The following is a 14035-nucleotide window of genomic DNA, read 5'->3' on the forward strand; positions in this document are numbered from 1 at the left end:
CCCCCCGCAACCGGACCCACCCCGCCAACCCTCAGGAGACCAGCTTTTGCTGTTGCTTCGGCTGTTGCCGTTGCATTGAGCAGGTGCAGGGCGCAGCCCTGCAAAAGAAAACTTCCTACCTCATGGCCACTGCATCTCGCCCTTGGCCACCTTCGCACTCAGCTCCAGCGATGCGACGCCATCCAGCTTCGGGTAGCGCGACTGCATTGCTTTCACCAGTGCCGCACTGTCCTTGGCCTTGGCCGCCTCGGCATCGAACGCGCGGATGTAATCTGCGGTGAAGCGCAGCGCACTCGAATCCAGTGCGGCACCCGGTGCGTAATGCCCCGGTACCACTACTTTCGGCTTCAACGCCTGCAACCGCTGCAGGGTCTGCAGCCAGTCGGTGTGCGACTTCGGCGTCTGCGTGTCGGCCATCCACACGTGCTCGCCCGCCACCACCGGAATGCCACCGACGATCGCGCGCAGCGACGGCACCCACAGCACCGTGCGGTCCGGGGTCGGTCCGTCCAGGCCGATCAGCGGCAGGCGCTGGCCTTCCAGTTGCAGGGCATCGCCATCCAGCACCTGCGGCACCACGATGCGGGCCGGCACGTCGGCACCCATCTTCGGGCCCCAGTAGGCCAGCTTGCCGGCCTGTGTCTGCTGGATGTGGGCAACGGTCTGCGCGGTAGCGACGATGCGCGCCTTCGGGAACGCATCCTGCAGCGTGGCCAGGCCGAAGTAGTAGTCCGGATCGCCGTGGCTGATGTAGATCGTGGTCAGCTGCTTGCCGCTGGCGCGGATCAGCTCGACCAGCTTGCGCGCGTCGCTGGCACCGAACTGCGCATTGACCAGGATCGCGTCGTGGCGGCCTTCGATCAGCACCGAGGACACCGAGAACATCGCCTGCGGGCCGGGATGGAAGGTCTGCAGGTGCAGCTGGGATTTCGTTGCCGTGGCCGGCACCGGGGTGGCCGATGCGGCCATCAGCGGCGTACTGGTGAAACTGGCGGCCAACGCGAGGGGAAGCAGCAGGGCAGCGGTGCGCATGGGGAATTCCTTGTGTCGGATGGGGAGCCGAGCGTGGGCTATGCCGGGCGTCCTTGCCCGGCCCCCTACGGGCCGTCGCAAGCGACGTTGGCAACGGCTCCTGCCGTTGCCTTCGGCTCTACAGGGAGGTAGCGCCGGGCCATGCCCGGCGGACGGCATGATCAATACGCTGCCGTGATGATCTGCTTCGGGTACTGGTGCGCTTCCAGCTCGGCGACGAACGCCGCGCCATAGTCGGCGTAGCTGATGCGGCTGTGGCCGCTGGTATCGGCAAGGAAGGCCTTGGGCTGCACGCGGTACTGGCCGCGCTCTTCCCCCGGGCCGATTTCTGCGGCCGGCGAGAAGAAGGTCCAGTCCAGGTCGTCCACTGCCTGCAGGCGGTTGAACGCCTCGCGATGGGCCAGCGCGTACGGCTTGTAGGCCTCCGGGAAGTAGGGGGTATCTACCAGCTGCACGCCGGGCGCGACTTCCAGGCTGCCGGCACCACCGACCACCACCAGGCGCGGTACGCCGGCCTTGCGTGCGGCGGCGGCCAACTGCGCGGCGACCTCGCCCACACGGCCGATGTCATCGCCGGGGCGCGGGCCGTAGGCACTGGCCAGCACGTCGTGGCCGGCAATGGCGGCGACCAGCGCATCCAGGTCGTCCAACGAGGCGACCACAGGATGCGCACCGGCCAGTTCAGCCGGAAGGTCCTGCGCGCTGCGCACGATGACAGTGAGTTCGTGGCCGCGGGCCAGCGCGTGGCGGGCGATCTGGCGGCCGATGTTGCCGGTGGAACCAACGAGGGCGATCTTCATGGCAGGACTCCGTGGGGCGGTGTGGGGTGGGAATGGGGTCACTCTAGGCTGCTGCAGTTGATCGAAAAACAGCGTATAACGCGTTTGTTTGTTGCAGGAATCGAGCAGATGGACCGACTGACCGCCATGACCGTGTTCGTCGAGGTGGCCGAGCGCGGCAGCCTCACCGCCGCCGCCGAGGTGCTGGACATGTCGCGGGCGATGGTCTCCCGCTACCTGGCCGAGGTTGAAGGGTGGCTGGGTGCGCGCCTGCTGCACCGGACCACGCGCCGGATCAGCCTGACCGGCCCCGGCGAGGCGGCGCTGGCGCGCTTCCGGCAGATGCTGGCGATCGGCGAAGAACTGCAGGGCGAGCTGGCCAGTGATGATCCCGAGCCGCACGGCACGCTGCGGGTGACCGCCAGCGTGTCGTTCGGGCAGAGCCACCTGGCACGGGCCGTGGCCGGCTTCGTTGCGCGCCATCCGGCGGCACGCATCGAGCTGCTGCTGGTCGACCGCACGGTGAACCTGGTGGAAGAGCGGGTGGACCTGGCCGTGCGCATCGCGCGCCAGATCGACCCCAGCCTGATCGCACGGCGCCTGGCCACCTGCCGCTCGGTGTTGTGCGCGACGCCGTCCTACCTGCAGGTGCGTGGCACGCCGACCGCCCCCGAGCACCTGGCCGCGCACAACTGCCTGACCCACCATTACGTCGGTAAAAGCCTGTGGCAGCTGCACCGCGATGGACGTTCGCTGTCGGTGGCGGTGGGCGGCAACATCAGCGCGAACGAGGCCTCGCTGCTGCTGGAGGCGGTGCGGGCCGGTGCCGGTATCGCCATGCTGCCGACCTACCAGGTGGCGCCGCTGCTGCGCAGTGGCGAGCTGATCGAACTGCTGCCCGAATTCAGCCTGGACGAACTCGGCATTCATGCCGTGTACGCGTCACGGCGCCAGCAGCCCGCTATCATGCGGCGATTCCTGGATTTCCTGGGCGAGTGTTTCGCCAGCCCGGCCTTCCAGGATCTGGATTGGCGCCCACCGGGCAAGGAGAACACATGAACCATGGACAGGCCTTGATCGACCACAACCGTGCTGCCTGGGACCGCCAGGCCAGCGAAGTGCGCGAATGGTCGCGCCCGGTGGAAAGTTCAACGATTGCCGCCGCGCGCGAAGGCCGCTGGCAGGTGCACCTGACGCCCCGCGCGCTGCCGCTGGACTGGATGGGTGATGTGCGCGGCCGTCGCATCCTGTGCCTGGCCTCGGGCGGTGGCCAGCAGGCACCGGTGCTGGCCGCTGCGGGCGCTGACGTCACCGTGTTCGACCTGTCCGACGGGCAGCTGGAACAGGACCGCAGGGTCGCTGCGCGCGATGGCCTGCAGCTGCGCACCGTGCAGGGTGACATGCGCGATCTGCACGTGTTCGCCAACGACAGTTTCGACGTGGTGTTCCACCCGATCTCGAACCTGTACGTGCCTGACGTGCGCCCGGTGTGGACCGAATGCCGCCGTGTGCTGGCACGCGATGGCATGCTGATGGCCAGCTTCTACAACCCGGTGCTGTTCGTCGGTGCGCGCGATCCGCAGCTGGATGCACAGGGCCTGATCCGGCCGCAGTACGCCATTCCCTATTCGGACCTGGAAGACCTGCCGCCAGCCGAGCGCGAGGCGAAGCTGGCACGGGGCGATGCACTGACCTTCGGCCACAGCCTGACCGAACTGATCGGTGGCCAGCTGGATGCCGGCTTCATCATCGATCGCTTCATGGAGGACTGGCAGCCGCAGCCGCGTTTCCTGATCGACCGTTACCTGCCCACGTTCCTGGCTACCCGCGCGCGCCGGATCGGCTGAGGCGGATCGGTGCAAAAACCAGCGGCGTACAATGGACGGCCCCACGTCATGCAGGTGCCGTCCCTTGTCGTATCCCTATCCACTGGTCGTGTTCGACCTTGATGGCACGCTGGTCGACAGCGCAGCTGATATCGCCGAAGCGCTGAACCGCACGCTGGAGGACATCGGTGTGGCACGCGTACCGGAAGCCACGGTGCTGGGCTGGATCGGCGACGGTGTGCGCCGCCTGGTCGAGCAGGCCGTGCATGCCGCGGGTCGTGAGGTCGACCTGGCCGAGGTCATGCCGGTCTTCATGGTGCACTACCGCGAATGCCTGCTGCGCAGCCCGCGCCTGTTCGATGGCGTGGGTGAAGCGCTGGCGCAACTGCGTGCACGCAACGTGCCGCTGGCGATCTGCACCAACAAGCCCGAAGCGCTGGTGCCACCGCTGCTGCAGCACCTGGGCATCGGTGATGCGTTCGCGCTGATACTGGGCGGCGATTCGCTGCCGCAGCGCAAGCCCAGTGGCGAACCGCTGCGGCACATCGCTGCGCACTTCGGGCTGCCGGTGGATGCCTGCCTGATGGTGGGTGATTCGTTGACCGACTACCGCGCCGCCGAAGATGCAGGCATGCCGATCGCGCTGGTGCGTTACGGCTACCCGCGCGGCCTGGACATGGCCACCGCGCATGCGGTGGCGGTGATCGACGATCTGCGTGAATTGCCGGGGTTGGCCGCCGGCGTCCCGGTGTAGAGCCGAGCCCATGCTCGGCTGCTTTGCTGCCTGAGCCGAGCATGGGCTCGGCTCTACAGAGAAAGCGCCGGGAATGCCCGGCGCGTTTCCTCATTTCGGCTGGTAACGCACGCTCAACTGGTACTCACGGCCGGGCTGGTTGAACCACGCCACGGTCTCGTAGTTGCGGTCGAACACGTTGGCGGCACGCGCCAGCAGCGACCACGACGGCGTCAGCGCGTACTCGGCGCGCAGGTCCAGCGTGCCGTAGCCGCCAACCTTCACCGAGTTGCTGGCGTTGTCAAAGCGCTTGCCCGCGCCCTGTACGGTCAGGCCGGCGCGGAAATCGCCGAAGCGACGGTCAATGTCCAGGCGCGCAGTCTGCTGTGCACGGCGCGGCAGCCAGTTGTCAAACTGGGTACTGCCGTGGGTGCGGTTGCGCGGGTCGGTGTAGCTCAGCTGCGCGTTGATGTCGAAGCCGGCCAGCAGCACGCCACCGGTCAGCTCGGCACCACGGATGCGCGCCTTCTCCACCTGCTGCATTTTCATCGTGGACGCATCGTAGGTGATCAGGTCATCGATGCGGGTTTCGTACACATCCATGCCCCAGTGCCAGCCCTGGCCCTGCTGCGAAACGCCGAGGTTGGCGCTCTTGGACTTCTCCGGATTCAACGTCGGCACGCCGCTCCACGGGTCGTACAGGTCGCTGAAGGTCGGTGCCTTGAACGCGGTGCCGTAGCTGGCGTTGACGCGCAGGCCGTGGCCCAGTTCCATCGCCCAGCCAACGCTGCCGGTGGCGTGGTTGCCGAACTGCTGGTTGTCGTCGTTGCGGGCGCTGGCCTGCAGTTGGTGGCGGCCGAAGCGGCCCTGGTACTGCACGAACACGCCGGTGTTGCGGCGGCTGTCGACGAGATACCCGGCGCTGCTGCCGTCCAGATTGTCTTCGCTCCAGTCCACGCCGGCACTCAGCAGCTGGCCCTCGGCCACACCGAAGTCACCCTGCAGCGAGGCGCTGTCACGATGGGTCTGCGCGCTGCCAAACACCCCCGGTGCGCCGAAGTTGTCGGATTCATTGTCGCTGCGGCCGACGTTGGCGGTGAACGCCAGGCGCTCCGACGGGGTGTAGCGCACCTTGCCGGCCAGCACCTGCTGGCGGGTCTCGGAGTAGTTGTAGTAGCCGTCGTAATGGTTCTTGCCATCGGCGCGCAGTGCGCTGCCTTCCACGTTCCACTGGTCGTTGAAGCTGTAACCGCCGCGCAGGCTCTTGGACAGGTTGCGGTAGCCGTCGCGGTCGTGCTCGTCGGCAAAGCAGCCCGCGGTGAACACCGAGGAAGAACCGCGGCAGGCATCGATGCCGTCGGAATGCTGGTAGGCGATGTCGGCACCGAACCAGCCGCGCTCAGTGCCGCCACCAATGCCGCCGCTGGCTTCGCGCAGCCCGTTGCTGCCGCCACCGAGCTGGAAGTGCGGAGCGAAATCGCCCTGGTTGCGACGGGTGAAGATCTGGATTACGCCACCGATGGCGTCGGCACCGTACAGACTGGACTGCGGGCCGCGAACGATTTCGACGCGCTCGATCTGCGCCAGCGGCAGGTCCTGGTACATGGCCAGGCCGAGGTCGGCACTGTTGATGCGCACGCCGTCGACCAGCACCACGGTGTGGCCCGAGTTGGTGCCGCGCAGGAACAGCGAGCTCTGCTTGCCAAGGCCGCCGGTATTGGTCAGGTTGATGCCGGCGCGGCCGCGCAGCAGCTCCTGCAGCGAGGTGGCCTGGCTGGATTCGATCTGCGCGCGGTCGATCACCTGCGCCGGCGCGATACTGTCCTGCAGCGCGATCGGGGTGCGGGTAGCAGTGACCAGGATCTGGTCGAGCGCAGTGGTGTCATCGGCGGCCTGGGCCAGCGCGGGCAGGGTGGCCAGCACGGCCAGGGACAGCATTCGGGACTGCAGCTTCATGGGGGACTCCAGGTGCCACGCACGCCCGCGTGGCGAAGGGGAGGAGCCGCGAAGGCAGGCATGCGCCGACGCCGCAGCGCAGGCTGCGGTCATCCAGCGCCATGCCCACCGCATCGCGACCTGAGGCTTCCGGGCCGGTCTCCGGGCTTGCCGCCGGGTGGCCTGGGGCCACCGTCCAGGCGCCTTCCCATGCCTGCGGCACAGTGGCGGTGTAGCCTGGAACTGACGTGCTTACCGTTGCGGGGGCAGCGCCGGCCTGGCGTGGAATCACGCGTCACCGGCTTCCCGTTTCAACCTGCCGGCCACGGCCGCAGGTCACCTGGAAGTGCGCGCAGTCTACGGCATCGCAGGCGGCCCGTAGCGCCGCGCGTGCTCGACTGCCTTTGCCGTGCCTTTAGAATGGCCCCTTGATCCCGTGGTGCCGTTGCCGATGTCCGCCTGTTTTCCGCTGTTCCCGCGTCGCCTGTACAGGACGCGCGCATGATCCTCGACCTGGTCCGCCATGCCGGCAACGGTCGCGATGAGTTCCTCGATGGCCGCAACGATCCGCCGCAGCTGGCCCGCCTGCCGCAGGAACTGGTCGACGCCTACGCCGCGCAGCCCTGGGAGCGGGTGATCAGTTCGCCACGGCTGCGCTCGCTGCACACGGCGATGGCCCTGGCCACCCCGCGTGGGCTGGACGTGGAAGCGGACGAGGAATGGGAAGAGCTGGATTTCGGCGATTGGGACGGGCAGTCGCTGTTCGACCTGCCGGAGGATGCACTGGCGGCCTTCCACGCCGATCCGCATGCATTCCCGCCGCCCAACGGCGAAAGCTGGGGCCACTTTGAACGGCGCATCGCGCGCGCGCTCGATCGCCTGCTCGATGAGGACGATCCGGTGCCGACGCTGGTGGTCAGCCATGGTGGCCCGCTGCGCATGGTGCTGTCGCAGGTCTGCGGCCTGCCAATGTCGTTGTGCTGGGCCCTGCGCATCGACCACGGCACGCGCCTGCGGGTGTGGCTGGAACGCGGTGAGGTCGGGCTGGTGGGCGAGCTGCTGGAGCTGCAGCAGCCCTGATCTGCTCTTGTAGAGCCGAGCCATGCTCGGCTGCACTTCGATCAGAACAGCCAGCCTAGCGTGGGCTCGGCGCTACAGAAGGGCGCGGCTCAATCCTCGTCCGCGCCCTCGGCAACGCTGTCTTCAGCGTCATCGTCGGCATCGAAGCGCTGCTCATGTACCGGGCCCGACGCCGGGCCGGCTGCCTTCAGCGGATGCGCGGCGATGCGCGCTTCATAGTCCTGCACCAGCGCATCGCGCTGCGGCTCGCTCAGTTCCTGCCAGTGGCAGTCCAGCAACGCGCCTTCCAGGGAATACAGCAGGTTCAGGCTGGGCTTGAAGCCCGCGCGCTTGACCTTGACGAACGCGCCGACGGCGCCGATCGCAACCAGGTCTTCGCGGCTGCGCAGGCCGACCTGGCGCAGCCACGCCGCACTTTTCGGGCCGATGTTGCGCAGCTTCGGTGCGCTCATCCCAGCGCCTCGACGAACACGCGGGCGATGGCTTCCAGGCCGGCCTGGTCGTCGGCATCAAAGCGGCCGACCTTGGGGCTGTCGATATCGAACACGCCGATCAGTTCCTCGCCGCGCAGCAGCGGCACCACCAGCTCCGAGCGCGAGGCCGAATCGCAGGCGATGTGGCCAGGGAAGGCATCCACGTCGTCCACGCGCTGGGTCACGCGCTGGCTGGCGGCGGCACCGCACACGCCCTTGTCCAGCGGAATGCGCACGCAGGCCGGCAGGCCCTGGAATGGGCCGACCACCAGCTCCTTGCCGTCGTACAGGTAGAAGCCCACCCAGTTCAGGTCGGGCAGGGCGTGGTAGACCAGTGCCGCGAGATTGGCCGCGTTGGCGATGCGGTCGGACTCGGCGTAGACCAGGCCACGGGCCTGTTCCAGCAGCTGGGCGTATTGTTCCGGCTTGCTGCCGGTGAGCGAGGCATTGGCGAACATGCCCGCAGTCTAGCAAGCGCGCCGGGCCGGCGATAATGCACACACAGTTGCCCTGTTGGAGCCCTTCGATGCCGTTGCCCGCCACGCTGCCGCCCGCCCTGTTCGTTACCGGCACCGATACCGAGATCGGCAAGACCGCCACCAGCACCGCCTTGCTGCATGCGCTGCGCCGGCGCGGCCTGCGCGCGGTCGGCATGAAGCCGGTGGCCAGCGGCAGCGAAGACCTGGGGCAGGGCCTGCGCAACGAGGACGCGCTGGCACTGCAGGCGGCCAGCTGGCCGGTACCGGACTATGCCGATCTGAACCCGTATGCGTTGCGCCAGCCGCTGGCCCCAGAACTGGCCGCCGCCGAGGATGGCGTGCAGGTGGAACTGGCGCCGATCGTGGCTGCATTCGAGCGTCTGCGCGCGCAGGCTGACATCGTGGTGGTGGAGGGTGTCGGCGGTTGGTTGGCACCGGTTTCGGCCACGCTGGACCAGCTCGATCTGGTGCGCGCGTTGCGTCTGCCCGTACTGCTGGTGGTGGGCATGCGCCTGGGTTGCGTCAACCATGCGCGGCTGACCGCGCAGTCGCTGCAGGCCAGCGGCGTGCAGTGCCTGGGCTGGATCGGCAACCACATTGATCCTGCGATGCAGCGCCAGGACGAGAACATCGCCACGCTGCAGCAGCGCCTGCCGATGCCGTCCTGGGGGCGGCTGCCGCATCTGCCGGGGGCGGATGGCCAGATCCTGAGCACGTACCTGCTCGATTGACCTGCTTCCTGTAGAGCCGAGCCCATGCTCGGCTCAGCGGGGACCATTGACGAAGGGCAGCCGAGCGTAGGCTCGGCTCTACAGGAGCTGGCGCGCCGCCAGCTCCCGCGCAATCGCACCCAGCCGCTCCACCGCGCCGATGAAGCGCGCATCCAGCGTCTGGCAGCACGACAGCCGCAGGCAATGCCGGTAGCGCGCGCCGCGCGAATACACCTGGCCGGGCATGAACACGATGTCCTCCTGCAGCGCACGCTCGAACAGCTCGCGCGTATCCACGCCCGGTAGTTCCAGCCACAGCAGGAATCCGCCCTGCGGCTCGGTGGCGCGGGTGCCGGGCGGGAAATGTTCGGCCACGAGCTGGCGCAGCCGCCCTACCTGTTCGCGATACAGACGACGCATGCGATGCAGGTGGTGCTCGTAGCTGCCCGCTTCCAGATAGGCTGCGACTGCGTCACCCAGCAGCTGCGGTTCCCCGCCGGTGGACTGGAATTTCAGCAGTGCGATGCGCTCGGCGAAGCGGCCGCCCTCCAGCCAGCCGATGCGATAGTCCGGCGCCAGCGTCTTGGAAAAGCCACCGACCACCATCACCCAGCCGTTGCGATCAAAGGCTTTCAACAAGGGTGCCGGCGGTTCGCAGAACTGCAGCTCGGCGTACACCGCATCCTCGATCAGGGGCAGTTGCCGTGCGTTGACCAGCTCGGCCAAGCGCTGTTTGGCGGCGGTCGGCATGGTGCAGCCGAGCGGATTGTGCACGGTGGGCATCACCACCAGTGCGGCCAGCGGCGTGTGCTCCAGCAGCGCATCCAGCGCATCCACGTCGAGCCCGTGCTGCGGGTGGGTGGGCAGTTCGATGGCCTGCAGACCCAGGTTGGCCAACAACGGGTAGAGGTTGAAGTAGGACGGCGCCTCGATGCCGACCGCATCACCTGGCTGGGTGACTGCACGCAACGCCAGCTGCAGCGCTTCCATTGCACCGTGGGTCAGCAGCAGGCGCTCGGCGTGGGTGTGCAGGCCCATGCGCGGACCACGGCGCACGATCTGCGCCAGCAGCCGCGGCGAACCATTCGGGCGCGCGTAGGTCTCCACCGTCTGCTGGCCATGGCGCAGCACCTGCGCGGTGTGTCTGGCCAACTGCGCGCCGGGGTAGAACTGGCGACCGCGCGGGCCGGCGAAGGCCAGGTCGATCACGCCGGGGCGACGTTGTGCCTCCAGTACCCGGGCCATCAGCACCTGCTGCAGTGGTGCGGTGGGCGCGGACGGGGTGTCGCGCAGCGACCGTTCCGGCACCGACAATCGTGGCGCAACCTCGAAACCGGCCTTGGGCCGCGGAATCACCAGGCCGGCATCTTCCAGCTGGCGATAGGCGGCAATCACCGTGTTCAGGCTGAGCCTGCGCTGCAGGGCCATCTGCCGAAGCGAAGGCAGGCGGCTGCCTACTGGAAGCCGGCCGCCGTGGATGGCCTCGGCCAGTTCGTCGGACAGCCGTTGGTAGCGGGGTGGGATCATCGCGCTCTGGTCATCTGTATCCATCGAATGTCCCGCCATCTGGTGCTGTACCCATGATGATGGCGAGACTAGCATGTCGTTGTCGGCCGGGCCTGATCGGGGCGCGGCCGATACTTCCCAAGCGCACGGCTGGATGGCCGTGCGTTCTTTTTTTTTGTGTAGAGCCGAGCCCATGCTCGGCTGCTTTTCCGCCAACAGCAGCCGAGCGTGGGCTCGGCTCTACAGAAGAGCAGCGCCAAGCACCGATCAGCCCCAGGGGAAAAGCCGTCAGCGCATCGGCACCAGCGCCGCATCGCGCCGGTACAACGCCGGGAACTGCTTGCCCAGCGCGGCCAGCTTCGGCGCGTCGTAGTAGCGGATGTAGGCCGCCTGCGGGTAGTTCGTCATGTAGTTCTGGTGGTAGCTCTCGGCCGGGTAGAAGTGCTGGCCGCTGACCAGCTGGGTGACGATCGGCGCGCGGTAGCTGCCGGCCTGGCCGAGCTGGGCGATGTAGGCGCGGCTGGCCGCCTGCTGGCGTGCGTCGTCAGTGAAAATCGCCGATCGGTACTGGCTGCCGTGGTCCGGCCCCTGGCGGTTGAGCTGGGTCGGGTCGTGCACTACCGAGAAGAACACCTGCATCAGCTGCCCGTAGCTGACCTGGCGCGGGTCGTAGTCGATTTTCACCGCTTCGGCATGACCGGTCTGGCCTCCGCTGACGCGCTCGTAGCGTGCATCGGCGCCGCTGCCACCGATGTAGCCGGAGACTGCGTTGCTCACACCCTTGACGTGCTGGAACACGCCCTGCACGCCCCAGAAGCAACCGCCGGCGAACACCACGCTGGCGTGGGGGGCGTCATCGCGGAACGCGGCGTCGCCCGTGGGTGCCGGTAGTGCCTGGGTCCGCGCGCTGGCTTCGAGCGGTGCCGCGATGGCGCCGTGGTCAACGAGTAGCACACCGGCGATCAATGCCGTGGCCACCAGACCTGCAACACCGGCGGCGATGCCCTGTTCAAAGGAGAGTTTCATCGTGTGCTCCCGGTTCAACCGAAGGTGAAGGCATAGGCCTGCACACCCGAGTCGAGGAACTCGATCTCGAAGCGATGCGGGCCGACCGTGCCGCGCTGGCGGATCAGCTGGTACAGGCGGTGCTCGTCGACCACACCGCTGCCATCGGCACCGACATCGCTGCCGGCATCGGCGGCAGGCAGTGGCTTGCCGTCCAACAACACGCGGAAGCGCACCGGCTTTCCTTCCTGGGCCGGCGCCAGCACCAGGTGCAGGTCGCGCGCATGGAACTGGAAGGCGATGCGTCCACCGGCCTGCTGCAGCTGTGCCGCTTCGTCGGTGACGGTCCAGCGCCCGGACAGTCCCCACTGGTTCAACGCGAGGGTGGCCGGCAAGGTGTAGTCGAACGCGGCATCACTGCGTTGCCCGCCGGGCGAGGCGAACTGCTCGGCGCGGGCGTGGCCCAGATAGGTTTCCGGCGAGCGCAGATTGCCCATGTCGGCCTGCGCAGCCACACCCTTCAGATCAGCGGCAGCGGGATCAGCCGGTGGCGGCAGATGGGTCTGGCCCGCTTCGTTCAGCAGGCGACGGATCATCTGTTCCGAGCGCGCGTAGTTGCCCTCGCCGAACTGGTGGCCGCGGATGTTGCCCTGCGCGTCGACGAAGTACTGCGCCGGCCAGTAGCGGTTGTTGAACGCGCGCCAGATCGTGTACTGGTTGTCGAGCGCCACCGGGTACTCGACCTTGAGTTGCTGCACGGCCTTCATCACATTGCGCGGGTCACGTTCGAAGGCGAACTCCGGCGTGTGCACGCCGACCACCACCAGGCCGTGGTCACGGTAGCGGCGTTCCCATTCGTGCACGAACGGCATCGCGCGCAGGCAGTTGATGCAGGAGTACGTCCAGAAATCGACCAGCACCACCTTGCCGCGCAGCTGCTGGGTCGCCAGCGGTGGGCTGTTGAGCCAGCCGGTGGCGCCGTCCAGCGCGGGTAGGGTGCCTTCCACCGGCAGCGGTGCATCGGCTGCGGCGTTGGCACCGGCCATCATCATCGGCGGTGCCGCCGGCTGCGCGCCGGGTACCGCATCCAGCAGGCCCTGCTCGATGCGTTCGGTGCTGACCGTCGAAAGACGGGTGAGCAGGCCGGTATCCCAGCCCAGACCGATCGCCACCACCGCCAGCAGCGCGGCTACGCCCAGCACCTTGCGCACGACGTCACCCAGGCCAAGGCGGGCCTGCAGCGCACGGAAAACGCGGCCGCCCACCCACACCGCCAGTGCCAGTGCGGTGATCGCGCCCAGCGCATACGCCAGCAGCAGGGTACTGGTGCCGACGCTGGCACCGTGCAGGGCGGCGCCGGTCAGCACCAGGCCGAGGATTGGCCCGGCGCACGGTGCCCACAGCAGGCCGGTGGCGATGCCGATCAGCAGCGAGGTCCATGCGCCGCCACGCCCGGCGGCATCGGCCGCATCGGCGCGCGCGCTCAGCCGTGCGCCCACCCGCTGGAACGGTGCCAGCAGATGGTCGGCCAGTCGTGGCCACAGCAGGGCGACTGCGAACAACGCCATCAGCAGCAGGGCGATCCAGCGTCCAACCTGGTTGGCCTGCGCCACCCATTGGCTGCCCACGGCGGCGAGGCTGGCGACCACGGTGAAGGTCAGTGCCATGCCCAGCAGCAACGGCAGCGTGCTGCGCAGGAACGGGCGGTCGGCACGCGCGAACACGAACGGCAGCACCGGCAGGATGCAGGGGCTGAGCAGGGTCAGCGCGCCCCCGAGGTAGGCAAGCAGCAACAGCAGCATCGTCAGGCTCCGGAAGCAGGGGAAGAACCGACCGGCACCCGCCAGCCGTCGGCGGTGCCATCCGTGGCGCCGGGAACGAACACCATCGCCGCACCGTTCATGCAGTAGCGCAGCCCGGTCGGGCGCGGACCATCGTTGAACACATGGCCGAGGTGGCCGCCACAGCGGCGGCAGTGCACCTCCACCCGCAGCATCCCGAAGGTGACGTCGCGGTCTTCGCCGATGGCGTTGTGCAGCGGCGCCCAGAAGCTGGGCCAGCCGGTGCCGCTCTCGAACTTGGTGGAGGAGGAGAACAGCGGCAGTGCACAACCGGCGCAGGCGAAGGTGCCCTGGCGGTGTTCCTTGTTGAGCGGGCTGCTGTAGGGGTGCTCGGTGGCCTGCTGGCGCAGTACGGCGTACTGCGCCGGGGTCAGCTGCTGGCGCCACTGTGCATCGCTGTGCATGACCTCGAACTGTCGCGACGGGCGCGCTTCGGCGGCCGCAGGGGCGGCGCGGCTGCAGGCCCCCAGGCCGAACAGGCCGGCGGCGGTGGCAACACCGCCCAGGCCCAGCAGATGGCGGCGGGACAGGGACATGGCGTACTCCGGGAAGGGGCGACGGGGCCATGCTGCGCCCGCCCGGGTCAACGAATCCTCACGCAGGATTCAATTTTTCGTGAGGTATCGGCGGCCGTCC

General features: G+C 68.1%; 14 protein-coding genes and 1 riboswitch. Of the genes, 5 read left to right on the top strand and 9 right to left on the bottom strand.

Annotation, left to right across the window (positions count from 1 at the left end):
- Positions 1-120: 120 nt before the first annotated feature.
- Both N5D20_RS23075 and N5D20_RS23080 read right to left on the bottom strand, forming a co-directional pair.
- A complete protein-coding gene (locus N5D20_RS23075; RefSeq protein WP_171953782.1) occupies positions 121-1032 on the bottom strand; it encodes an MBL fold metallo-hydrolase in 912 nt (303 codons plus the stop codon).
- Between the two features lie 161 nt (positions 1033-1193).
- On the bottom strand, positions 1194-1832 hold the full coding sequence (locus tag N5D20_RS23080; protein WP_279915159.1) for an NAD(P)H-binding protein: 639 nt from the start codon (positions 1830-1832) through the stop codon (positions 1194-1196).
- Positions 1833-1940: 108 nt separating this feature from the next.
- Here N5D20_RS23080 and N5D20_RS23085 point away from each other — a divergent pair, with 108 nt between their 5' ends.
- The 3 genes from N5D20_RS23085 to gph all read left to right on the top strand — a co-directional run bounded on the left by N5D20_RS23085 (position 1941) and on the right by gph (position 4391).
- Positions 1941-2870 (top strand): LysR family transcriptional regulator, encoded by a 930-nt coding sequence (locus tag N5D20_RS23085; RefSeq protein ID WP_043398850.1) that lies wholly within the window; start codon positions 1941-1943, stop codon positions 2868-2870.
- Positions 2867-3658: a class I SAM-dependent methyltransferase gene (locus N5D20_RS23090; protein WP_019338001.1), complete on the top strand. Its 792-nt coding sequence runs from the start codon at positions 2867-2869 to the stop codon at positions 3656-3658. Before N5D20_RS23085 ends, N5D20_RS23090 begins: the two co-directional genes overlap by 4 nt.
- A gap of 64 nt (positions 3659-3722) precedes the next feature.
- Positions 3723-4391, top strand: a complete 669-nt coding sequence (gene gph, locus N5D20_RS23095) for a phosphoglycolate phosphatase (protein ID WP_019338002.1) — start codon at positions 3723-3725, stop codon at positions 4389-4391.
- Between the two features lie 90 nt (positions 4392-4481).
- Here gph and btuB read toward each other — a convergent pair whose 3' ends face one another.
- A complete protein-coding gene (gene btuB / locus N5D20_RS23100; RefSeq protein WP_279915160.1) occupies positions 4482-6326 on the bottom strand; it encodes a TonB-dependent vitamin B12 receptor in 1845 nt (614 codons plus the stop codon).
- Positions 6327-6440: 114 nt separating this feature from the next.
- Positions 6441-6664: riboswitch (cobalamin riboswitch) on the bottom strand.
- Positions 6665-6806: 142 nt separating this feature from the next.
- On the opposite strand from btuB, the gene N5D20_RS23105 reads away from it, so the two are divergent.
- Positions 6807-7385, top strand: coding sequence for a histidine phosphatase family protein (locus N5D20_RS23105; RefSeq protein WP_010484101.1), 579 nt, complete (start codon positions 6807-6809; stop codon positions 7383-7385).
- Positions 7386-7474: 89 nt separating this feature from the next.
- On the opposite strand, the gene N5D20_RS23110 is transcribed toward N5D20_RS23105, so the two are convergent.
- Both N5D20_RS23110 and N5D20_RS23115 read right to left on the bottom strand, forming a co-directional pair.
- Positions 7475-7837, bottom strand: a complete 363-nt coding sequence (locus N5D20_RS23110; RefSeq protein ID WP_049453288.1) for a TfoX/Sxy family protein — start codon at positions 7835-7837, stop codon at positions 7475-7477.
- On the bottom strand, positions 7834-8316 hold the full coding sequence (locus N5D20_RS23115) for a GAF domain-containing protein (RefSeq protein ID WP_279915161.1): 483 nt from the start codon (positions 8314-8316) through the stop codon (positions 7834-7836). The genes N5D20_RS23110 and N5D20_RS23115 overlap by 4 nt, the downstream gene beginning before the upstream one ends.
- A 68-nt stretch (positions 8317-8384) precedes the next feature.
- On the opposite strand from N5D20_RS23115, the gene bioD reads away from it, so the two are divergent.
- Entirely contained in the window at positions 8385-9068 is a 684-nt protein-coding gene (gene bioD / locus N5D20_RS23120) for a dethiobiotin synthase (protein ID WP_054170919.1), read from the top strand.
- A gap of 78 nt (positions 9069-9146) precedes the next feature.
- On the opposite strand, the gene N5D20_RS23125 is transcribed toward bioD, so the two are convergent.
- The 4 genes from N5D20_RS23125 to msrB form a co-directional block, all read right to left on the bottom strand.
- A complete protein-coding gene (locus tag N5D20_RS23125; RefSeq protein ID WP_197579749.1) occupies positions 9147-10598 on the bottom strand; it encodes a PLP-dependent aminotransferase family protein in 1452 nt (483 codons plus the stop codon).
- A gap of 243 nt (positions 10599-10841) precedes the next feature.
- Complete coding sequence (gene msrA / locus N5D20_RS23130; protein ID WP_197579747.1) at positions 10842-11579, bottom strand: peptide-methionine (S)-S-oxide reductase MsrA; 738 nt, start codon at positions 11577-11579, stop codon at positions 10842-10844.
- A 14-nt stretch (positions 11580-11593) separates the two neighbouring features.
- On the bottom strand, positions 11594-13360 hold the full coding sequence (locus N5D20_RS23135; protein WP_197579745.1) for a cytochrome c biogenesis protein DipZ: 1767 nt from the start codon (positions 13358-13360) through the stop codon (positions 11594-11596).
- A gap of 2 nt (positions 13361-13362) precedes the next feature.
- Positions 13363-13935, bottom strand: a complete 573-nt coding sequence (gene msrB, locus N5D20_RS23140) for a peptide-methionine (R)-S-oxide reductase MsrB (RefSeq protein WP_197579743.1) — start codon at positions 13933-13935, stop codon at positions 13363-13365.
- Between the last annotated feature and the right edge of the window lie 100 nt (positions 13936-14035).

It is taken from the genome of Stenotrophomonas sp. GD03877 (assembly GCF_029840555.1).
In the GTDB taxonomy this organism is placed as follows: Bacteria; Pseudomonadota; Gammaproteobacteria; order Xanthomonadales; family Xanthomonadaceae; genus Stenotrophomonas; species Stenotrophomonas geniculata.